Genomic DNA, 20,146 nt, shown 5'->3' on the forward strand with positions numbered 1-20,146 from the left:
GAATTTGACCCAGAGAAAAGCTAGAGAGGCATTTCTGAGTGAAATTGTTGTGATTTTAGGCAATGCCCGCATTTATTAGACATTGATGATGAATAAATAGCGAAATATTGTCCATTAGGCTTTACCCATTCCTCTTTTTTTAAGACAATACACCTATCTTTGAATTCTATTCATCTTACTCTTTAAATCATTTGTTTGGACTCTGACCTATGACAACCCCGCTTAACGAACGTCGTATTGCAAACGCAATTCGTGTATTGGCAATGGATGCTGTGCAAAAAGCAAACTCTGGACATCCAGGTGCGCCAATGGGGATGGCTGATATCGCTGATGTGGTATGGCGTGAGTTTTTCAACCATAACCCGACTAACCCTCAATGGGCGAACCGTGACCGTTTTGTACTATCAAATGGTCATGGCTCTATGTTGCAATATGCGTTATTGCACCTTACGGGCTATGATTTATCAATTGAAGATTTAAAAGCATTCCGTCAACTGCACTCTAAAACGCCAGGTCACCCAGAATTAGGTTATGCACCAGGTATTGAAACTACGACTGGCCCGCTTGGTCAGGGGATTGCAAACGCAGTTGGTTTTGCACTAGCTGAAAAAACCTTAGCAGCGCAGTTCAACAAAGATGAGATGAACGTTGTTGACCATTTCACTTACTGTTTCTTAGGTGATGGCTGTTTAATGGAAGGTGTTTCTCACGAAGCATGTTCACTTGCAGGTACACTAGGTCTGGGTAAACTGATTGCTTACTATGACGACAACGGTATTTCGATTGATGGTGAAGTAGAAGGTTGGTTCTCTGACGATACAGAGCAACGTTTCTTGGCTTATGGTTGGCAAGTACTTAAAGCTGATGGTCATGATGCAGATACATTACGTGCTGCGACTTTGCAAGCAAAAGCTGAAACGAAAAAACCAACGATCATCATCTGTAAAACGATTATTGGTCTAGGTTCACCAAATAAGCAAGGTAAAGAAGACTGTCACGGTGCGCCGTTAGGTAATGACGAAATCGCATTAACACGTGAAGCATTGGGCTGGACTGAAGGTCCATTTGAAATTCCTGCTGACGTTTATGCAGCATGGGATGCAAAAGCAAAAGGGACGGCTTCTGAAGCGGCTTGGAATGAATTATTTGCGCAATATGCAGCAAAATATCCAACTGAAGCAGCTGAATTAAAACGTCGCCTTTCAGGTGAATTGCCAGCTGAATTCCTTGCTCAAGCAGATGCGTTTATTGCTGACACTAATGCAAAAGCTGAAACCATTGCTACGCGTAAAGCAAGCCAAAACACATTGCAAGCTTTCGGTCCATTATTGCCTGAACTATTAGGCGGTTCTGCGGACTTGGCTGGTTCTAACTTAACACTTTGGAAAGGTTGCCAAGGCGTTCAGGACAATCCTGCAGGTAACTACGTACACTATGGCGTACGTGAGTTTGGTATGACTGCCATTGCAAATGGTGTTGCGCTTCACGGCGGTTTCATTCCTTACGTTGCAACATTCCTTATGTTTATGGAATATGCGCGTAATGCAGTACGTATGTCTGCGTTGATGAAACAACGTGTAATCCATGTATATACCCATGACTCAATTGGTTTGGGTGAAGATGGCCCAACGCACCAACCTGTAGAGCAAATTGCGTCTTTACGTGGTACACCAAACTTAAATACTTGGCGTCCATGTGACACGGTTGAAGCAGCTGTGTCTTGGAAGTCTGCACTTGTACGCTCAGAAGGCCCAACTGCGTTGATCTTCTCTCGTCAAAACCTACCATTCCAAACACGTACAGATGCACAAATCGCAAATGTAGCGAAAGGTGGTTATGTATTGGCTGAAGAAAAAGGCGAATTAAAAGCGATTATTATTGCGACGGGTTCTGAAGTATCTTTAGCAATGGAGGCGCATGCACAACTTGAAGGTGTGCGTGTCGTGTCTATGCCATGTGCAGAAGAATTTGTGAAGCAAGATGCAGCATACCGTGAAGCGGTTCTTCCATCAAACATTCGTGCACGTGTTGCTGTTGAAGCAGCACATGTAGACTACTGGTGGAAGTTTGTAGGTTTAGATGGTCGTGTAATTGGTATGACGACTTATGGTGAATCTGCACCTGCGAAAGACTTATACCAATACTTCGGTATTACCACTGAAGCAGTTGTTGCTGCGGTAAAAGAATTGACAGCTTAATTTTTAAAAATTGACTGTTTGAAGGACGCTCCAGTTTAGGGGCGTCTTTTATTTTGAATGATGTATATAATATGCAAGCTGCTGCTGAAGTAGCTGCATAAATTTTAGGTGATGATATGAGCTTGTACGATCAAATTCATGATGAAGTTGTATTGATGGATGCGGGCGAACAGAAGTGGATTGGACCAGATCTACCTTTGGAGGCGATGGTTGCTGTTGAACTGTTATTGCAAGATTTAGCAGAAGATAAGCAAATTAAGATCCGTCGTAAAAACCATGAAAAACAGACAGGTATGAAGTTAATTGATCGGATTCTAATTGAAAAACTATGATGGTTGTCACATCTAAAAGAAGCCTTATTGAAGCGATTCAATAAGGCTTTTTCTTTGTGGTGATTTCAGCTTAAATATAAGCCTTACAAAAATAAATATCACTTTGAGAACAAAATGTAAGTACCAAATATTCGTATTGTGCCACTGACAGAAATCGATCAGTCGATCTGGGTTACATTGTGGCAAGCTTATCAGGCATTTTATCAAGCTGATTTATTGGAGCAGATATCTGAAAATACGTGGCATAAACTGACTGATTCTAAGCGTGAACATATGTATGGTTTGCCGCACTTATAGCAGTCGGGTTGTAGGCATTGTGCATGTGATAGAGCATGATAGCTGTTGGACGTTAAGGCCTTACGCATACTTACAAGATTTGTTTACGCATGAGGACTATCGTGGGCTAGGGGGTGCAACAGCTTTAATCGAACACGTTAAGATATATACCGAAAAGCGAGCATGTGATCGGGTCTATTGGGCTCACTCATCAAGACAATTTAGTCTCACAGCAACTTTATAATAAAGTCGCGAAAAAGACTGGTTTCATTCAATATCGGGTGTAGGTAAGTTGCTACATTTAAAAACAATTATATCGTTCTAAAGTTGCAACATATCGTTTTATCTTTATAGATGTATTCGTTGTAGAACTCTATAGACTAAGCAGTATTCCAATGTGAGATAAAAACATGAACTTTAAAGCTTTAACAATCGGTTTGGCTGTTGCAACTGCGACTACATTTGCTATGGCGAAACCTGTGGCATATCAAATTGACCCTACACATACAGCAACAGTTTTCACATGGAGTCACTTTGGTTTTTCAACGCCATCTGCAAACTTCAGCGACATTCAGGGGGTGATTAATGTTGATAATGCAAAACCTGCAAATTCATCGGTGAATGTAACGATTCCTTTATCTAGCTTAAACACCAACGTAAAAGCTTTAGATGAACACTTACAAGCGGCTGATTTCTTTGATGCAGCAAAATATCCAACCATCACCTTTAAAAGTACAAAAGTACAGGCTGTTGGCGCGAATAAGTACAAAATCACAGGTGATTTAACCATTAAAAATGTGACAAAGCCTGTTGTTTTAGATGCAGTGTTGAATAAACAAGGTGAGCACCCAATGACCAAGGCACAGTCAATTGGTTTCAACGCAACCACTTCATTTGACCGTTCTGCTTTTGGTGTAGGCGCATATGTGCCTAACGTGGGTGATATAATTACTGTGAATATCACTACTGAAGCATCAGTTCCACAGCCTAAAGCTGTTGCAAAATAAGCCATACCTCCAAAAAAAGCACCTTCATAGAGGTGCTTTTTTATGTCTGCTGTAAACTTAAAATTTAGAGCAATAGACGCATTGAGCGGATTATGGCTGAATTATGAAACCAAGGTTTTTAAATATGCTGCCAAAACTTGTCCAGAGACATGTTCTAGTTGAGCTGCACAGCGTTGGTTGTCAGCACGCAATGCTGGAATATTGATGTTCGCTTGACGAAGTTCAGCAGTATGCCCAATTAGCCATTTTTCTAAACCGTCTGCTGCGACTTCAGGATGGAACTGTAAGCCTAGAATAGTTTTGCCTACACGAAAAGCTTGGTTGGGATAAACTTCTGAGCTGGCCAACAGTTCAGCTTGAGCAGGGAGTTCAAAGGTGTCTCCATGCCAATGTAGTACTTCAGTTCCTACCAGTGCTTGTAATGGGTTATGTTCAACGATATTGAGCTGTAACTGACTCCAGCCAATTTCTTTGCTATGACCTGCATATACTTTTGCACCGAGTGCATGTGCAATCAACTGTGCACCTAAGCAAATGCCTAAAGTGGGTAAATTCTTTTCTAAACGAACTTTTAGTAAGTCTATTTCTTGTTGTAAGAAAGGGTAGTCTTCAGTTTCATATACCCCAATTGGCCCACCTAAAATGACGGTTAGACCTGTGTAGTTCAATGCTTTAGCTAAATCATCTTTGCCGGCTTCAAAATATCGTACCCGATAACCCAATTGATATAACACATCTTCCCATGCGCCCAAATCTTCAAAAGCAAGATGCTGAATCGCGTATATGGTATCGGGGAGTGTCGTCATAGCTGGCTCGTTCACAGGGGTTAAAGAAGTGTAAAAATGTACAGGGAAATGCGTAGAAGTTGAAGGTAATAAATCAGAAAAGATGTAGAAAAAAACTATAAATTCAATCCAAGATTTTACTTGAGCTGTAGCATGTTTTTAATCATCCATTTGCTTGAGCTTAAAATTTCTCTTTGTAGATGTTCATCCGCCATGCTGCGCGCCATGACGATTGCACCGACCAGTTGACACAGTACCGCCCAAGCTTGTGTTTCATTGCCTAGATGTTGTGTAAAGAGTGCGTGACCACGAAGCATTTCCTGTTGAAAACACAGTTTTGTTGTTTCACTACTCCGTGCTACCTCGGCTGCAAGAGAGGGAATAACACAGCCTTGATCCGGACGTTGCACATGAGACAGCGCTAAATAACGTTCAATTTCGAAGTCAATCCACTCTTCGATATTGTCATGCGGATTGGCTTGCCATGCTTGAAAGCTGTGTTGTAACTCGGACTCGATCAGTGCTTCAAACAATTCATGTTTCGATGAAAAATGCGAATAAAAAGCACCGCTGGTCATTTGAGCCGCTTTCATAAAACCGTCGACACCTGTATTGGCAAAGCCTTGTTTCTTGGCCAGTTGAGCACTGATTTTGAGTAGCTCTTGACGTTTTTCTTCTTTATAGCCTGTTTTATAGCGCATAGGAGTTTCATCAAAATAAAATTGACTGATGCTGAAAACTATAACATAGTGATCGTTATGATAACGATCGTTATTTTATAAGGGGGAGTGTATTTATGGATGGACTACAGCCAGAACAGCAGTTGCAAAAAGCTGATGCTAAAAAGAAAGTCGCGTTAGTGATTGGCGCAGGAGATGCTACAGGGGGTGAAATTGCGAAACGTTTTGCACGTGGTGGATACATCGCCTGCATGACGCGAAGAAATGCCGAAAAACTCCAGCCCTTAATTGCAGAGATAGAAGCTGAAGGTGGCATTGCATATGGCTTTGCGTCTGATGCACGTAAAGAAGATCAAGTCATCGCTTTGGTAGAGGAAATTGAAGCCAATATTGGTGAAATCGATGTTTTAGTGTTTAACATTGGAGCGAATGTGCCATGTAGTATTTTAGAAGAAACTGCACGTAAGTATTTTAAAATTTGGGAGATGGCATGTTTCGGTGCATTTTTGACAGGGCGTGAAGTGGCGAAGCGTATGGTCGTGCGTGAGCACGGTAGCATTATTTTCACGGGTGCAACCGCAGGCATAAGAGGTGCAGCAAACTTTGCCGCTTTTGCTGGGGCGAAACATGCACTGCGTGCCTTAGCGCAAAGTATGGCACGTGAGCTCGGTCCGAAAAATATTCATGTGGCACACGTGGTGGTGGATGGGGCAATTGATACCGATTTTATTAAAGACACTTTTCCTGACATGTACGCGCGCAAAGAACACGATGGCATATTAAATCCCGTGCATATTGCAGAAAATTATTGGCATTTGTCGCAGCAACCGCGCGATGCATGGACACATGAGTTAGATTTAAGACCTTGGATGGAAACGTGGTAAAAGGACAAAGCATGAAAAGCGTAGAATTTTATTTTGATTTAGGCAGCCCATATAGCTATTTGGCCTACTATCGTTTACTGCAAATAGCAGAGCAGCAAGAGATTCAGATTGTATATAAGCCTATTTTATTGGGCGGGGTGTTTAAAGCAACAGGCAATCGTAGTCCGATAGAGATTCCTGTCAAAGGGGTTTATTCAATCTTAGATATGCAGCGCTGGGCGGAGTATTACCATATTCCAATGCAAATGAATCCGCATTTCCCGATGAACACTTTAACCCTAATGCGCATTTTGACAGGCGTTCAATTGTTGCACCTAGAAAAGTTTGAGCAAGTTTTGAAACTTTTATTCGATGCGATGTTTGGTACACCACAAAATCTGAATGAACCTAATGTCTTGGCGGAAGTGCTAAAACCAAGTGGCTTTTCTGTAGAAGATATTATGAGTATGGTTCAGTCGGATGTGGTGAAACAAAAACTGATCACTGAAACAGAACAGGCCATTCTACGTGGCATTTTCGGCGCACCGACATTCTTTGTGGGTGATGAAATGTATTGGGGCCAAGATCGTTTACATTTTGTAGAGCAAGCACTGAATAAAGCTAGCTAAAAACCAAGATAACAGAACACGCTATTTTAAGATCAGCCGTAAAATCACGGCTGATCTGCTCCAATTTAAAATAAACGCTTAGGCGTATGTTCCGTGTCTAGGCTGACCATTTCATGTTCATCTTTTAAGTCTACACCTGAGTAGCCGAGTTTTTTAGAGCCACGCATCAGAGACATTAGCCGTTGTACTGCAACAGGAATGCTTAAGCCTGCAGGTCGAACATTTGAAATACAGTTTCGTTTAGCATCCAAAGTACCTGAGGCTGCTTTCCATGTATAGTAAATGCCCATACTATCAGGTGAGCTTAGACCGGGTCTTTCGCCAATCAGCATCACGAGCATAGTCGCGTGTAGGCACTCTGCAACTGGATCACCCAAAGCGACTCGGCTTCCAGTAGCAATCACCATCGGTGCAATGCTCCAGTGCTCAGCGTGCAGATGTGAGATCAAATGCTGAATAAAAGGCACTGCATTTTCTTCAATCGCCCGTGCGGATAGTCCATCACCAATCACAATGCAGACATCATAGTTTTGAGGATTACTGGATTTAAAAACCTCTAAACCATGTTGTGAAGCTGGACTTAACAGGCGACCTAAGTCAGGACGTTTTAAGTATTCTTGCTTATTTTCAGCTTGACTGTGTACCGTCAGACTATCCAAACCTAGTGTATTAAAACTCGCAACTAAGTGTTCGACATCTAAAGCTTGATGTACCGCATCTTGCGCTTCCGCATGCGCCAGTTGAAATTTCAGCAGTTCATGGGTCGGGATACTACAGCCAGCGCGACCAATGGCGATGCGGGCATCGGTAAATTTCTTTAAGTTTTCCCAAACATCCTGATGCTGTTCAGATTGATAATTTTCTAGAGGAACAAGTGACATAAGCTGCTCCTTATATATGCAAAAGTCTTTCAAATTGTGGCGGGATATGTTCTGGCCAGAGAATATGCTGCTGCTGTTGTTTAAAGATGCCTTGTTCAGCCAACCACAGATCAAACTCAGGTGCGGCTTTTAAGCCCAGAAGTTGCCTTAAATACAGCGCATCATGAAATGACGTGGTTTGATAATTCAGCATGACGTCATCCGAACCAGGAATGCCCATAATAAAGTTCAAACCTGCTGCACCGAAAAGGGTGAGTAGCACATCCATGTCGTTTTGGTCGGCATCGGCATGGTTGGTATAGCAAATGTCACAGCCCATAGGTAAGCCTAGGAGCTTTCCACAAAAATGGTCTTCCAAGCCTGCACGGATAATTTGTTTGCCATTGTATAAATACTCTGGGCCAATAAACCCAACCACAGTGTTCACTAGCAGCGGGTTGAATTTACGTGCTACCGCATAGGCACGGACTTCTAAGGTTTGTTGATCTACGCCGTGATGTGCATTACTAGATAAAGCACTGCCTTGACCTGTTTCAAAATACATCACATTTTGTCCCACAGTCCCACGCTTGAGTGCGAGTGTCGCTTCATAGCCTTCACGTAATAATTCAAGGTTAATGCCGAAACCTTCATTGGCGCGCTGTGTACCTGCAATCGATTGAAACATTAAATCAATCGGCACGTTTTTCTCAGCCAATTGAATCCCTGAACTGATATGCGTCAGCACGCAAGACTGGGTCGGAATGTGATGCTCTTGAATCACATGATCGAGTAGTTTGAGCAGCTCCGATAAATTTTGTAGGTTATCGGTTGCAGGATTAATCCCAATGACGGCATCACCATTGCCATACATCAAGCCATCTAAAATACTGGCCGATATCCCCAAGAGATCATCAGTCGGATGATTCGGTTGTAAACGGGTCGAGAGATGACCTTTTAAACCGATGGTGTTGCGAAATTGGGTGACGACTTCACATTTACTCGCAACCAATATGAGGTCTTGATTGCGCATAATTTTACTCACCGCAGCCACCATTTCAGGGGTTAAACCGAGCGCAAGTTGTTGTAATTTCTGCGTAGTTGCATCTTCACTGAGTAGCCAGTTACGAAAGTCTCCTACAGTAAAATGTGAAATCGGCGCAAATAAATCACTACGGTGCTCATCGATAATCAGGCGGGTTATTTCATCCTGTTCATAGTCGATCAACACTTCAGTTAAAAACTGCTTCAATGGAACATCGGCCAATGCCATTTGTGCAGCAACACGTTCCGTGGCATTTTCCGCCGCAACACCTGCAAGTTGATCACCTGAGCGCAGCGGGGTTGCTTTCGCCATTAAAGTTTTTAAATCATTAAACACATAGTGCTGATGTCCAATCAACGTTTTATAAGTCATGTCATAGGCCCTCTATAAGTCTTGTTCGGCCTTACGAATACTTTCAAACTCTTCTTCAGGTGTACCCTGAACGAGTCGATGGCGACTATGGAAAATAAAGTAGGCAATAAAGACCGCATAAATAGCGGCAGCCATAAACCAAACTTTAGGATCCACCACAAAACCAGCAATCACCGCAATACTGGCTAAAACCAAAGCAATTGATGAGGTGACAATCCCACCTGGGGTTTTATAGGGACGATGCAACTCTGGACGGCTGATGCGCAGTTTAATGTGAGAAAGCATCATCAAGACATAAGAAATAGTCGCACCAAATACCGCCATCAGGATGAGCAGATCACCTTCACCTGTTAGGGACAATAAAAAACCAATGATGCCGGGAATAATAATCGCTAAATAGGGCGCTTTGTTTTTATTGGTCAGGGATAACGAGGTTGGTAAATAACCCGCACGGGATAAGGCGAAAATTTGACGTGAATAGGCATAGATGATGGAGAAGAAACTTGCAATTAAACCTGCCAGACCGACAAAATTGACAAAACTGCCTAACCAGCTGTTTTGACCATAGACGGCTACCAGTGCATCAACTAAGGGTGCGCCTGATTCTTTAAGTTGCTCTGCACCAGCAGCACCAGCACCTAAGAACAGAATAAGCAGGGCAAAAGCGGCCAAAATCAGCATCGAACCGATCAAACCACGTGGTAATGATTTGGATGGATCTTTGGCTTCTTCTGCTGCCAGTGGTACACCTTCCACCGCTAAAAAGAACCAAATGGCATAGGGTACGGCCGCCCAAATACCAATATAACCCATCGGTAGGAAGCTACTTGCACCGATATTTTCAGTTGGTGCAATGTTAAATAAGTTGGCGCTGTTAAAATGTGGCGCCATTGCGATGATAAAGACAAAAAGAGCTACGGCTGCAATGGCGGTAATGACAAACATAATCTTGAGGGCTTCACCTGCACCTTTAAGATGAATACCCATAAAAACCAGATAGCAGATGAGATAAATGATCCATCCACCGACACCAAATAAGGCCTCGCAGTAGGCACCAATAAAGCATGCGATAGCCGCAGGGGCGATGGCATATTCAATTAAAATCGCCGTGCCAGTGAGATAGCCACCAAATGGGCCAAATGCGGCACGCGCAAAGCTATAGCCACCTCCCGCAGTGGGCAGCATGGTGGCCATTTCAGACATAGACAGGCACATGCATAAGTACATGATGGCTACGACAACCGTTGCGATAAACATACCGCCCCAGCCACCTTGAGCAAGACCGAAGTTCCAGCCAGCAAAGTCGCCAGAAATGACATAAGCCACGCCTAAACCGACTAATAATAGCCAGCCTACAGCACCTTGTTTCAGTTGCCTTTTTTCAAAATAGTCGTCAGATGTGCTTACAGTTGAAGTAGAGAGTGGAGTCGTTGAGCTGTTAATGGGAGAATCGGTCATGTGAAGCTCCATATCTTGAGTTTTTATAGATGGCTTGATGGATGCAATATTTATGCAATTTCAGTACCAAGCGACTAGACGTCCTGTCTAATGTTTATATGACACAGTTTTGAATTATTGTTTTGATGGTTGATGGTTGATGGTTGATGGTTGATGGTTGATGGTTGATGGTTGATGGTTGATGGTGTTCAGGGTAACGAATCACCCTAAACACATAGAGAACTGTATACGAATAAGCTAAGTGCTTAGAAGAAGCCCATAGGCTTGGTTGCATAGCTCACAAGTAAGTTTTTAGTTTGTTGGTAATGATCGAGCATCATTTTGTGGTTTTCACGACCAATCCCTGACTTTTTATAACCACCGAAAGCGGCATGCGCAGGGTAGATATGGTAACAGTTGGTCCAAACTCGACCCGCTTGAATTGCGCGACCTGCACGGTAAGACGTATGTGCTGAACGTGACCATACACCAGCGCCTAAACCATAAATAGTGTCGTTGGCAATTTTAATGGCATCGTCAAAGTCTTTGAATGTTGCCACTGAAAGTACAGGCCCAAAAATTTCTTCTTGGAAAATTTTCATGTCATTGGTGCCTTTGAAAATGGTTGGTTCAATATAGAAACCAGAACCCACTTCATTACGCTCACTACCACCTGTCAGTACTTGTGCACCTTCACCGCGACCTGTTGCGATACAACCCAAGATTTTCTCTTGTTGTTCAAGTGAAGCTTGCGCACCAATCATCGTTTCTGTATCGAGCGGGTGACCCGTTTTAATGCGTTTCACACGTTCAACTGCCATTTCAAGGAATTTATCTGCAATACTTTCTTGAACTAAAGCGCGCGATGGGCACGTACAGATTTCACCTTGGTTAAGCGCAAACATGGCAAAACCTTCAAGGGCTTTGTCTAAGAACTCATCGTCTTGATCCATAATGTCTTCAAAGAAGATGTTTGGAGACTTACCACCTAATTCCAAAGTCACAGGAATTACGTTTTCAGTGGCATATTGCATGATCATTTGACCCACAGCAGTAGAGCCAGTGAATGCAATTTTAGCAATACGTGGATTGGTTGCCAGAGGACGACCCACTTCAACACCATAACCGTTGACGATGTTTAAAATACCAGGTGGGAGTAAGTCTTGAATGAGTTCAATTAAAACCAAAATACTCGCAGGCGTCTGTTCAGCAGGTTTTAAAACAATACAGTTACCCGCAGCAAGTGCTGGAGCAATTTTCCATGTCGCCATCAAAATTGGGAAGTTCCATGGAATGATTTGTCCTACCACGCCCAATGGTTCGTGGAAGTGATAGGCAATGGTATCTTCATCAATTTCAGAAATGCCGCCTTCTTGCGCACGGATACAACCTGCGAAATAGCGGAAATGGTCAATGGCTAAAGGAATGTCCGCTGCGAGCGTTTCACGAATCGGTTTACCGTTATCCCATGTTTCAGCTACAGCCAATTTTTCTAGATTTTGTTCTAGACGATCTGCAATTTTAAGGAGTAAATTTGAACGTGTAGTAGGAGAAGATTTATTCCATTGTTCTTTGGCTTTATGCGCAGCATCAAGTGCAAGTTCGATGTCTTCTACAGATGAGCGAGGGACTTTTGTAAAAACTTTACCGTCGACAGGGGAGATATTTTCAAAGTATTCACCTTTTACTGGAGCAACCCACTCGCCACCAATAAAGTTGTCATACTGTGCTTTAAATTCTACTTTAGAACCAGATTGGTTAGGGTCTACATAGCGCATATTGAAGTTCCTTTGCTTATTGATTTTTTAAAAGCATCTACAGCTTTGGTATAAGGTACATCTGTACAATATTTAAGTAGCATAACTAATATAAGGTTGGAAAAAGGTTGGAAGGAAGGAGGTTTACAAGCCTTTGACAAATGTTTACAACCAAGTAATACAGTGGACGTATATCAGGAATTGTTTTGAGAATAAGGAATGATGGCAATGCAACATTTAATACAGAAAAGACAAGAAATAGAAAAGCTTAGAACCAGTAGCAGTATTTCGACGGTACAAGCTGAACAATTGGGAAAAAGTATTGCAAGTTCATGGCAGCGCTCTAACTCAGCAGAAATTCCAAAGGATCGCTTTGCTGCGCCCATTTCTGAAGGTTCTATGTCACAAGGTTCAGCGCTACAGCACGCTTTAAGTTATTGTGCAGATGAACTAAGACATATTGCACAGCAGTCGTCTATGGTTGTCGCTGTAGGCGATATTGGTAGTACCATTATTTGGAGTGCATCCAGTAGACAAATGCGTAATGCGGCAGAAAGTGTACATTTTGTTGAAGGTGGACAGTGGCGTGAGGAATTGGTGGGAACCAATGCATTGGCCTTGTCCTTAAAAACGCAACAGTCAAGTTGTGTCTTTTCAAATGAGCACTACATGAGCTCCATCCATGATTGGGTCTGTTATGCTGCGCCGATCATCGACCCTTACTCAAAACACGTCCTTGGGGTGATTGATTTATCCACCACATGGAAAAACCACAATAGCCTTGGTCTACTCGCAGCAGAGCGCTGTGCATCTATCATTCAAACGGCACTGTTAGAATACCAGCGTCAACAATTATATATCCGTGCTTTTGGTGTGCCACAAGTACATTTCAATGGCAAAGTGATGGTCCTCACACCGCGACAAATTGAAATTTTGACCATCTTGGCGTTGTGCCCACAGGGTATGACTTTAGATACTTTGCATCAGGCCTTATATGGTGAGCGCAAGGTGAGTGTGGGAACACTTAAGGCCGAAATGTCACAATTGCGTGACTTGCTTGGTGGTATGTTGGGTTCTCGTCCCTATCGAATTTTGGCGCATATCGAGGCTGATTTTTTACAAGCTGAGCAAGCCTTAGATGCTGCGTATATCGAGACCGCATTGAAGCTGTGTTCAGGGGTTTTACTGCCTAAAACAGAAAGTCCGTTTCTATGTGCATGGCGTGACTGCTTGGAGTCACGTTTAAGCAGTGCGATTTTTAAAGCAAATGAAACCGATATGTTGTTTAAACATGTTGCACGTTACCCAGAGGCGATTGATGCTGTTGAGCGACTCATTGAGCTGACACCAGATGGACATCCTGCGCATCAGCTACTTGAGAAATATAAAATTTAAAAATTATGAATTGTGTTGGACGGGTGTATTACGTTAATTTTTGCTCGAGCCACTGGAACAGCTTAGCATAGACTTCGGCACGAACTTCAGGTGCGGAGAGGACTAAGTCGTGTAAACCATTGTGAATGGTCACGACACTGACGTCACCTTGTAAATTTTTGGCCTGCTTTTCAATGTCTTTAACATCTAAAATCACATCACTGGTTTGCGCGGCTAGGCCCCATTTCTTTGGGTTGAGCGTTTGATGTGAATGCATGATGAGTGTAGGAACAGAGAGCTTCAAACCACCGCGATGAATTTCTTTCTGTGCTTCATGGATTGCACGTACAAAGCTGATCCGAACCATAGAATAGCTTGGTTGTTTCCACTCCAAATCAAAGTTCCATTCACCATGCTCGTTTTGATGTAGGCTCGGTACATACCATTTATTCAGTTCACTTGGAAACTTGAGGTCAGGAAAATGCTTTGCGAGTCGACTGAGCTGCGGCACGCCAAGTTTGCGCTTCATGGGATGCATATTAAAATCATAAAAAGGGCTATTGGCCCAAAGTGCTTTGATCAGCGGATGCTTAGGATTGTGTGCAGCGTATAAAGTCGTGATTAAACCACCCGTAGAGTGCCCTGCAAGTAGCACCGTAGTATGGCCTTCATTGCCAATGATCTCTAAGGCTTGGGTAATTTCAGCATCGTATTCGCTGAGATCACGGACGTTGTAGTATTTTTGATGGCTCAGGTGAGAACGACCATATTTTCTTAAATCGAGCGCATAAAAATCATAACCATGCTGATTAAATTGTTCAGCCATTTCGTTTTGGAAAAAGTAGTCAATAAAGCCATGGATATACAGCACAGCTTTTTGAGTATTTTGCGGTGCTTTTTTGCGTACGAGGGTTGCGCATACAGCACCTTCATAATCGTCTGGAAAACTGAGTTTTAATTGTTCATAGCCTTCGCCGAGGACATCAGGTTGATACGCAGGATGAGTTTGAGTTGCTGACATAATTTGCTCTGGTTGTTATTGTCATGAGTTTTCTTATCCTTGATGAAGTGCAAAACTTTGTCAACCACAAATAAAAAAAGACAATTTAAGTGCACAGGTAAGCAAGGATTAGGCTTACCTGAATGAAACAGTATGGACGTCTGTTTCATTCCACTTAAATTGTCAAAGCAAACAAAAAGTTAAGGAAAGAACTTAGACCGCTGCTTTAAAATCGACCACTGAAGCACTTGACTTGAGTGCAGCTTTGAAGATGTCGACCACTTGAGCATGGTTTGCTTTACGTGGATTCGTCAGCATGCAGGCATCTTTTTGCGCATTTTCAGACATAACACCCAAATCTTGCTCTTTCACACCCAGTTCAGACAAGCTCGATGGAATACCAATCGATGCAGATAGTTCGCGAATTGCGTCAATGGCAGCATATCCAGCTTCTGTCACAGTTAAACCTGTGATGTTAACTCCCATCAGTTCAGCAATACGTGCATAACGGTCAGGGCAGGCAATTAAGTTGAACTCACAGACGTGTGGGAGTAGGACTGCATTACATACGCCGTGAGGTAGGTTATAGAAGCCACCGAGTTGGTGAGCCATAGCATGGACATAACCCAAAGATGCATTGTTAAATGCCATACCTGCTAAATATTGTGCATAACTCATGGCATCACGTGCTTCTAAGTTTTCACCGTTCGCAACGGCTGGACTTAACCATTCGCTAATCATCGAAATGGCTTTTTCAGCACAGGCATCAGTGATTGGGTTTGCGGCTGTTGAAACATAGGCTTCTACCGCATGGGTTAATGCATCCATACCTGTTGCTGCCGTTAAACTTGCAGGTTTTGCAATCATCAGTTTAGGGTCATCAATTGCAATTAGTGGAGTGCAGCGCCAGTCTACAATTGCCATTTTTACATGGGTATCTGTATTGGTAATAATACAGAAGCGAGTCATTTCTGATGCTGTACCTGCCGTGGTGTTGATGGCAATAAGAGGAGTCATTGGAACCGTACTTTTATCAATTCCTTCGTAGTCACGAATATGACCACCACCCGCAGTCACGAGTCCAATACCTTTAGCGCAGTCATGCGAAGAACCACCACCTAAGGACACAATAAAGTCACAACCTTGTTCGTTATACGCAGTCACGCCGTTGTGGACATTGATGTCAGTTGGGTTCGGTTCTGCACCTGGGAAGATGTGGCTATCAACACCTGCATCTTTGAGATATCCTGCAATGGTGTCGGCTACGCCAAATTTAAATAAACCTGCGTCGGTCACAATCAGTGCTTTCTTTGCACCGAGGTTTTGTGCTTTACCACCAATTTCTTTGGCACAGCCTGGGCCAAAAAGTGAAACACAAGGGATATAAAAACCGTTAGTTTGATCTGCAATATTTTTAAAAGCCATGGTGCGATTCCTTCTACCATTATTTATGTTGTTATCGGTGCTCATTACCGTTTTTAGAGTATCGAATGATTCAAAAAACTTGTGTACCTACCAAATACCTACCATCAGTAAGGGAATGAGGAAAAATGGCTTCAATGAACAAAATGGCTATCGATAAAAGGCATAGCCTGTGGTTCGGGATTTGTTTATATTGGTTTTGAAGTTGTGGTGAAAATAGCCAAATTCAAAGAGGAAAAGCCGTGGAGCAAAATGATAAGCTTAAGCAATATCAAAGTCTTGCTATACAGTTAAGACAAGTTGTTCCAAGTATTCAGCAGCTTTATCACGATCAGTCCGCATTTCTCTCTACACTCAATGTGCAAAACGTTTTAAGTGTCGATGCAAAACAACAACGGATTCAAATTTTAAATCATTGTTTTCATATTCAGTTTTATGCGCCAGCTGAACAGATGGAGCTGTGTGTTCCACAGTTTATCTATCAAGGGCACTATGCAGAAACGCTCGAAGAGTTTTGTTTACACGACATTGTGTTTTTAGTGGGTGATCAGTCCCCACAACATTCTTTGTATTTGCGCAATAAAGTTAAACAGCTGCGTCAGCTGATTCTTCAACAAGTGTTTGTTTTGTTCGATGGACCGAGTCGCGTGCAAACAATTTTGACTGAAATACGGGAAACACAATCAGAACTCTTTCAACAGTTATGCCAGCAAGTTGAATTCAATACAGCTGATCCAGCTTCTGAGCGAAGTTTGCTGGCCGAGTTGCAGCGCTTATGTAACTTAGATGCAGATCAGGCGGAAGATATTTTACCGCTACAGTCTTTGATGAGTAGTTATGACGAGCTGTGTTGTAGTGCTAGTCAACTCTTAGATCCGTATGTGTATCGCATTGTACAAACGGCATTTCCTGAACGGTTTTCTTTACAAGAGTTGATGGATCATAAACACGACATTCACTTGTTATATCCGCATGCTAAAGAGCAGCCCCATATGCTTGGCTTTGTGCGGCTTATGCATCGGGATCTTTGGACATCGCGTGATTTGTTGGCAAAGCGCCATTTTTTAAAAGCTGAAACTAAGACATGGCAAAAAAAGGTCGCCAAACTCCCTATTTTTGATGAAAGCCGTACCATAAATTGGTTATTCAAGCAAAAAGCGGTGGTGACAGACTGGGTTAGTCAAAATATTCAGCACAGTAGTATACGCGTTGCCGTAACGGCTTTAAGTTATCTCGATACGCAGTCTTATCATCCTGAAATTATTGTCACGACTTTAAAGTACTTTCAACATGTGGCGGCTCGCTTATTTATACAAAGTTGCTATGAGCATGCCTTACAACAGCACTGGTTTGAGCTGGAGGCCAACCAGCATGTGGTCTTAAAAAATAGACGCCAAGATATGGATGATCAGCGGATAGCGATCAGCCCATCTATTTTGTATTTAGATGAATGGCTTGAACTGCTGCACCGTGTGGTCGAACAACAACCTGAATGGGGGAAACGGGTCTACACAAAATTGAGTCGCGTAATGCAGGCCTATATTCAGCATCTAGATAAAATTGCGCAGGAACTTCCTGAAGACTTAGTGATTTATTTTAGCGAAGATAAGCAACAACACCGTGATTTTTATCTTCAGTTAAAGCAACATAAACTGCATATTGAAAGCTTTCGACAGTTGTTTTATTTAAATCGGCCGCCTTTACGAGTTTCGGTGTTTGATGCTTATGTGCGCGATTATTTGCCTGAACATTTTGAGACGCAAAAGGAGGTTTTAAAAAATGTCACATGGAAGAGCCTATTTCATCAGGCTATGCAGTGGCATGATCAGTTGCATAGCCAAGAGCTACTTGCGGAACTGAAACGAAAGCTTGGTTATGTCTCATGGCAACCGATCAGCCATGAAGCTTATTATTTTATTGAGAGTTGGGTGCTTGAGGAGCTCAAAGATATTGATCGCATCATTGCTGAGTCACGTCGCTTTCAACATTGCTTAGCAGCCAGTTTTGCTGAGCGAATTATCGTTCGTGAATATGCTGCATTTCATATGAGTCATACCGACGCACAGCGGCACTTGACGCTCGGTTGTCATTATATTGCAGGGCAACTGTTATTTGATCAGCTTGAATATCCAAATAACCAAAAAGCGCTACCTGATGATGTTGTCGTCGCTGAACAATTCATTGCCATGCTGAATCAAACCCAATAACCAAGCTCTTAAAAATTAAACAACAATGGACCTAATTTGTCGCACATCATTTACTGTATGACGAGATCTGCTTAACTTTTTAGCAAAAACTCGGTAGGCTATAGCCGTTCATCAATGGTATAGGTCTTATGAAGCAAGAAACTGCACTCAAACTCTTAAAAGCGGGCGAAAATGTCTTTTTAACCGGTTCCGCTGGTGCAGGAAAAACCTATACGCTGAACCAATACATTAACTATTTAAAAGCTCGTAAAGTGCCTGTGGCGATTACTGCTTCTACAGGTATTGCCGCAACGCATATGAATGGGATGACCATTCATACTTGGGCTGGCATTGGAATTAAAGATGCGTTGGGGGAAGATGAACTCAAACGCATGAAAGAACGTAAATACTTAAAAGAGCATTTAGAAAATGCCCAAGTCTTAATCATCGATGAAATTTCGATGTTACATGCTAAGCAACTCAATTTGGTCAATAAAGTCCTTAAGTTCTTTAAAGAAAGTGAAGAGCCGTTTGGCGGGATTCAAGTGATTGTTGCAGGTGATTTCTTCCAGTTACCGCCAGTTGGTAAAAATGAAGAACGCAATCGCGATAAATTCTGTTTTATGTCTGATGCTTGGGTCGAAGCCAAGTTTCGTGTGTGTTATTTGACTGAGCAGCACCGTCAGGGCAATGATTATCTCAATGATATTTTAAATGCCATCCGCAGTCAGAGTATTAATTCTCAGCACTTGCAGGCTTTACAAGCTACACGTCAGCAAGATATTGGGGAAATCTTTACACGTTTATATACGCATAATATGGATGTGGACACCATCAACTTCAAACATTTGAATGAAATTGAAAATGAAGGTCGCCAGTTTGAGGCGGTGTGTGATGGTAATGACAAGCTTATTGAAACCTTAAAGTCTTCTGTGCGAGCACCTGAAAACCTAACCCTCAAAAAAAATGCCAAAGTAATGTTTGTAAAGAACAACTTCGATGTGGGCTATATCAACGGTAGTTTAGGCGAAGTAGTGGGTTTTGAAGAAGATGATGACTTTGGGATCTTGCCGAAGGTCAAACTGACTGATGGCACTGTACTGGTGGTTGAGCCTGAAACATGGTCAGTGGACAATGATGCAGGCAAAACCATTGCCAGTTTTCAGCAAATTCCATTGCGTTTGGCATGGGCCATTACCATTCATAAGTCGCAAGGGATGACTTTAGCGGCAGCGGAAATTAACCTCAGCCATACTTTTGAAAAAGGACAGGGCTATGTGGCTTTGTCGCGCTTAAAGACTTTGGATGGTTTAAGGCTACTGGGTTTTAATGAACAAGCTTTGGAGTTAGATAGTCTTGCCATTAAGGCAGACCGCCGCTTCCAAGAACTCTCCGATGAAGCCGAAACACATTTTGAGGCCATTGATCTTGAGCCACAGCACAAGGCCTTTATTCGTCACTGTGGTGGAACGCTCAATGAAATTGAGATTGAGCGTAATGAAAAGAAAATTGCCCGTAATGCAGGTAAAGCCAACTATGCTTCTGCAACACTCGATGAAACACGTGAATTGTTTGAAGGTGGTTATGAAATTGCCGATATCGCACAAGAGCGCGGTTTGACGGCTGCAACCATTATCAACCATTTAGCAAAGTTGCATAAAGAGCAAGGCTTAGATATTTCCGTGGCACATCCTGGAGAAGAAGTAGTTGAGCAAGTGCGGAAAATTTATAAACGTTTAATGAAGCGTCAGCAAACAGAACATTTTAGTGAGGATGGTGCGATTAAGCTTCGTCCTATTGTGGAGCTGACTAATCCACGTATGGGCTATGACCAAGTTCGTTTAGCGCTGTTATATATTGAATAACATCTTAAAACTAGGGCATTTCGCGCAGAAATTTCTTACTTACTTTGCCCGGAACTTC

The 20,146-nt window shown here is 42.6% G+C and carries 16 protein-coding genes and 1 pseudogene; 9 read left to right on the forward strand and 8 right to left on the reverse strand.

Annotation, left to right across the window (positions count from 1 at the left end):
* Nucleotides 1-209 precede the first annotated feature (209 nt).
* The 4 genes and pseudogenes from tkt (at nucleotide 210) to PTT44_RS05435 (ending at nucleotide 3,813) form a co-directional block, all read left to right on the forward strand.
* On the forward strand, nucleotides 210-2,198 hold the full coding sequence (gene tkt, locus PTT44_RS05420; protein ID WP_168159278.1) for a transketolase: 1,989 nt from the start codon (nucleotides 210-212) through the stop codon (nucleotides 2,196-2,198).
* Between the two features lie 116 nt (nucleotides 2,199-2,314).
* Nucleotides 2,315-2,530, forward strand: a complete 216-nt coding sequence (locus PTT44_RS05425) for a hypothetical protein (RefSeq protein ID WP_004696769.1) — start codon at nucleotides 2,315-2,317, stop codon at nucleotides 2,528-2,530.
* Between the two features lie 138 nt (nucleotides 2,531-2,668).
* Nucleotides 2,669-3,093, forward strand: a pseudogene (locus PTT44_RS05430) (GNAT family N-acetyltransferase).
* A gap of 123 nt (nucleotides 3,094-3,216) precedes the next feature.
* Nucleotides 3,217-3,813 carry a YceI family protein gene (locus PTT44_RS05435; protein ID WP_168159277.1) on the forward strand — a complete coding sequence of 199 codons (597 nt, stop codon included), beginning with the start codon at nucleotides 3,217-3,219 and terminating at the stop codon, nucleotides 3,811-3,813.
* 101 nt (nucleotides 3,814-3,914) lie between these two features.
* Here PTT44_RS05435 and PTT44_RS05440 read toward each other — a convergent pair whose 3' ends face one another.
* Together PTT44_RS05440 and PTT44_RS05445 are read right to left on the reverse strand one after the other, a co-directional pair.
* Nucleotides 3,915-4,619: a glutamine amidotransferase gene (locus PTT44_RS05440; protein ID WP_168159276.1), complete on the reverse strand. Its 705-nt coding sequence runs from the start codon at nucleotides 4,617-4,619 to the stop codon at nucleotides 3,915-3,917.
* A gap of 116 nt (nucleotides 4,620-4,735) precedes the next feature.
* Complete coding sequence (locus tag PTT44_RS05445; RefSeq protein ID WP_168159275.1) at nucleotides 4,736-5,299, reverse strand: TetR/AcrR family transcriptional regulator; 564 nt, start codon at nucleotides 5,297-5,299, stop codon at nucleotides 4,736-4,738.
* Nucleotides 5,300-5,394: 95 nt separating this feature from the next.
* Between PTT44_RS05445 and PTT44_RS05450 the strand changes: the two genes are divergently transcribed.
* Both PTT44_RS05450 and PTT44_RS05455 read left to right on the forward strand, forming a co-directional pair.
* Nucleotides 5,395-6,162 (forward strand): SDR family oxidoreductase, encoded by a 768-nt coding sequence (locus tag PTT44_RS05450; RefSeq protein ID WP_168159274.1) that lies wholly within the window; start codon nucleotides 5,395-5,397, stop codon nucleotides 6,160-6,162.
* An 11-nt stretch (nucleotides 6,163-6,173) separates the two neighbouring features.
* Nucleotides 6,174-6,770, forward strand: coding sequence for a 2-hydroxychromene-2-carboxylate isomerase (locus tag PTT44_RS05455; protein ID WP_168159273.1), 597 nt, complete (start codon nucleotides 6,174-6,176; stop codon nucleotides 6,768-6,770).
* 65 nt (nucleotides 6,771-6,835) lie between these two features.
* On the opposite strand, the gene eutC is transcribed toward PTT44_RS05455, so the two are convergent.
* From eutC to exaC, 4 genes are all read right to left on the reverse strand, one after another.
* On the reverse strand, nucleotides 6,836-7,651 hold the full coding sequence (eutC, locus tag PTT44_RS05460) for an ethanolamine ammonia-lyase subunit EutC (RefSeq protein ID WP_168159272.1): 816 nt from the start codon (nucleotides 7,649-7,651) through the stop codon (nucleotides 6,836-6,838).
* Nucleotides 7,652-7,661: 10 nt separating this feature from the next.
* Nucleotides 7,662-9,047 carry an ethanolamine ammonia-lyase subunit EutB gene (locus PTT44_RS05465; protein ID WP_168159271.1) on the reverse strand — a complete coding sequence of 462 codons (1,386 nt, stop codon included), beginning with the start codon at nucleotides 9,045-9,047 and terminating at the stop codon, nucleotides 7,662-7,664.
* A gap of 12 nt (nucleotides 9,048-9,059) precedes the next feature.
* The gene (gene eat, locus PTT44_RS05470; RefSeq protein ID WP_168159270.1) at nucleotides 9,060-10,505 is read right to left on the reverse strand and encodes an ethanolamine permease; all 1,446 of its coding nucleotides are present in this window, start codon (nucleotides 10,503-10,505) and stop codon (nucleotides 9,060-9,062) included.
* A gap of 245 nt (nucleotides 10,506-10,750) precedes the next feature.
* A complete protein-coding gene (gene exaC, locus PTT44_RS05475; protein ID WP_005401131.1) occupies nucleotides 10,751-12,262 on the reverse strand; it encodes an acetaldehyde dehydrogenase ExaC in 1,512 nt (503 codons plus the stop codon).
* Nucleotides 12,263-12,460: 198 nt separating this feature from the next.
* Between exaC and PTT44_RS05480 the strand changes: the two genes are divergently transcribed.
* Nucleotides 12,461-13,636: a helix-turn-helix domain-containing protein gene (locus PTT44_RS05480; RefSeq protein WP_010326873.1), complete on the forward strand. Its 1,176-nt coding sequence runs from the start codon at nucleotides 12,461-12,463 to the stop codon at nucleotides 13,634-13,636.
* Nucleotides 13,637-13,664: 28 nt separating this feature from the next.
* Here the strand turns inward: PTT44_RS05480 and PTT44_RS05485 are convergent, their stop codons facing one another.
* Together PTT44_RS05485 and mdh are read right to left on the reverse strand one after the other, a co-directional pair.
* Nucleotides 13,665-14,636 carry an alpha/beta hydrolase gene (locus tag PTT44_RS05485; RefSeq protein ID WP_168159269.1) on the reverse strand — a complete coding sequence of 324 codons (972 nt, stop codon included), beginning with the start codon at nucleotides 14,634-14,636 and terminating at the stop codon, nucleotides 13,665-13,667.
* A gap of 192 nt (nucleotides 14,637-14,828) precedes the next feature.
* Nucleotides 14,829-16,040, reverse strand: coding sequence for an iron-dependent methanol dehydrogenase (mdh, locus tag PTT44_RS05490; protein WP_148825925.1), 1,212 nt, complete (start codon nucleotides 16,038-16,040; stop codon nucleotides 14,829-14,831).
* A 239-nt stretch (nucleotides 16,041-16,279) separates the two neighbouring features.
* Between mdh and PTT44_RS05495 the strand changes: the two genes are divergently transcribed.
* Both PTT44_RS05495 and PTT44_RS05500 read left to right on the forward strand, forming a co-directional pair.
* The gene (locus PTT44_RS05495; RefSeq protein ID WP_168159268.1) at nucleotides 16,280-18,244 is read left to right on the forward strand and encodes a hypothetical protein; all 1,965 of its coding nucleotides are present in this window, start codon (nucleotides 16,280-16,282) and stop codon (nucleotides 18,242-18,244) included.
* Between the two features lie 128 nt (nucleotides 18,245-18,372).
* Nucleotides 18,373-20,088: an AAA family ATPase gene (locus tag PTT44_RS05500; RefSeq protein ID WP_126036834.1), complete on the forward strand. Its 1,716-nt coding sequence runs from the start codon at nucleotides 18,373-18,375 to the stop codon at nucleotides 20,086-20,088.
* Nucleotides 20,089-20,146 lie beyond the last annotated feature (58 nt).

Source organism: Acinetobacter sp. Gutcm_16, assembly GCF_028649355.1.
GTDB lineage: Bacteria > Pseudomonadota > Gammaproteobacteria > Pseudomonadales > Moraxellaceae > Acinetobacter > Acinetobacter johnsonii.

Excerpts from the sequence above, each read along its gene's own strand:
- tkt (WP_168159278.1), top strand. The coding sequence starts at position 210 with ATGACAACCCCGCTTAACGAACGTCGTATTGCAAACGCAATTCGTGTA.
- PTT44_RS05425 (WP_004696769.1), top strand. The coding sequence starts at position 2,315 with ATGAGCTTGTACGATCAAATTCATGATGAAGTTGTATTGATGGATGCG.
- PTT44_RS05435 (WP_168159277.1), top strand. The coding sequence starts at position 3,217 with ATGAACTTTAAAGCTTTAACAATCGGTTTGGCTGTTGCAACTGCGACT.
- PTT44_RS05440 (WP_168159276.1), bottom strand. The coding sequence starts at position 4,619 with ATGACGACACTCCCCGATACCATATACGCGATTCAGCATCTTGCTTTT.
- PTT44_RS05445 (WP_168159275.1), bottom strand. The coding sequence starts at position 5,299 with ATGCGCTATAAAACAGGCTATAAAGAAGAAAAACGTCAAGAGCTACTC.
- PTT44_RS05450 (WP_168159274.1), top strand. The coding sequence starts at position 5,395 with ATGGATGGACTACAGCCAGAACAGCAGTTGCAAAAAGCTGATGCTAAA.
- PTT44_RS05455 (WP_168159273.1), top strand. The coding sequence starts at position 6,174 with ATGAAAAGCGTAGAATTTTATTTTGATTTAGGCAGCCCATATAGCTAT.
- eutC (WP_168159272.1), bottom strand. The coding sequence starts at position 7,651 with ATGTCACTTGTTCCTCTAGAAAATTATCAATCTGAACAGCATCAGGAT.
- PTT44_RS05465 (WP_168159271.1), bottom strand. The coding sequence starts at position 9,047 with ATGACTTATAAAACGTTGATTGGACATCAGCACTATGTGTTTAATGAT.
- eat (WP_168159270.1), bottom strand. The coding sequence starts at position 10,505 with ATGACCGATTCTCCCATTAACAGCTCAACGACTCCACTCTCTACTTCA.
- exaC (WP_005401131.1), bottom strand. The coding sequence starts at position 12,262 with ATGCGCTATGTAGACCCTAACCAATCTGGTTCTAAAGTAGAATTTAAA.
- PTT44_RS05480 (WP_010326873.1), top strand. The coding sequence starts at position 12,461 with ATGATGGCAATGCAACATTTAATACAGAAAAGACAAGAAATAGAAAAG.
- PTT44_RS05485 (WP_168159269.1), bottom strand. The coding sequence starts at position 14,636 with ATGTCAGCAACTCAAACTCATCCTGCGTATCAACCTGATGTCCTCGGC.
- mdh (WP_148825925.1), bottom strand. The coding sequence starts at position 16,040 with ATGGCTTTTAAAAATATTGCAGATCAAACTAACGGTTTTTATATCCCT.
- PTT44_RS05500 (WP_126036834.1), top strand. The coding sequence starts at position 18,373 with ATGAAGCAAGAAACTGCACTCAAACTCTTAAAAGCGGGCGAAAATGTC.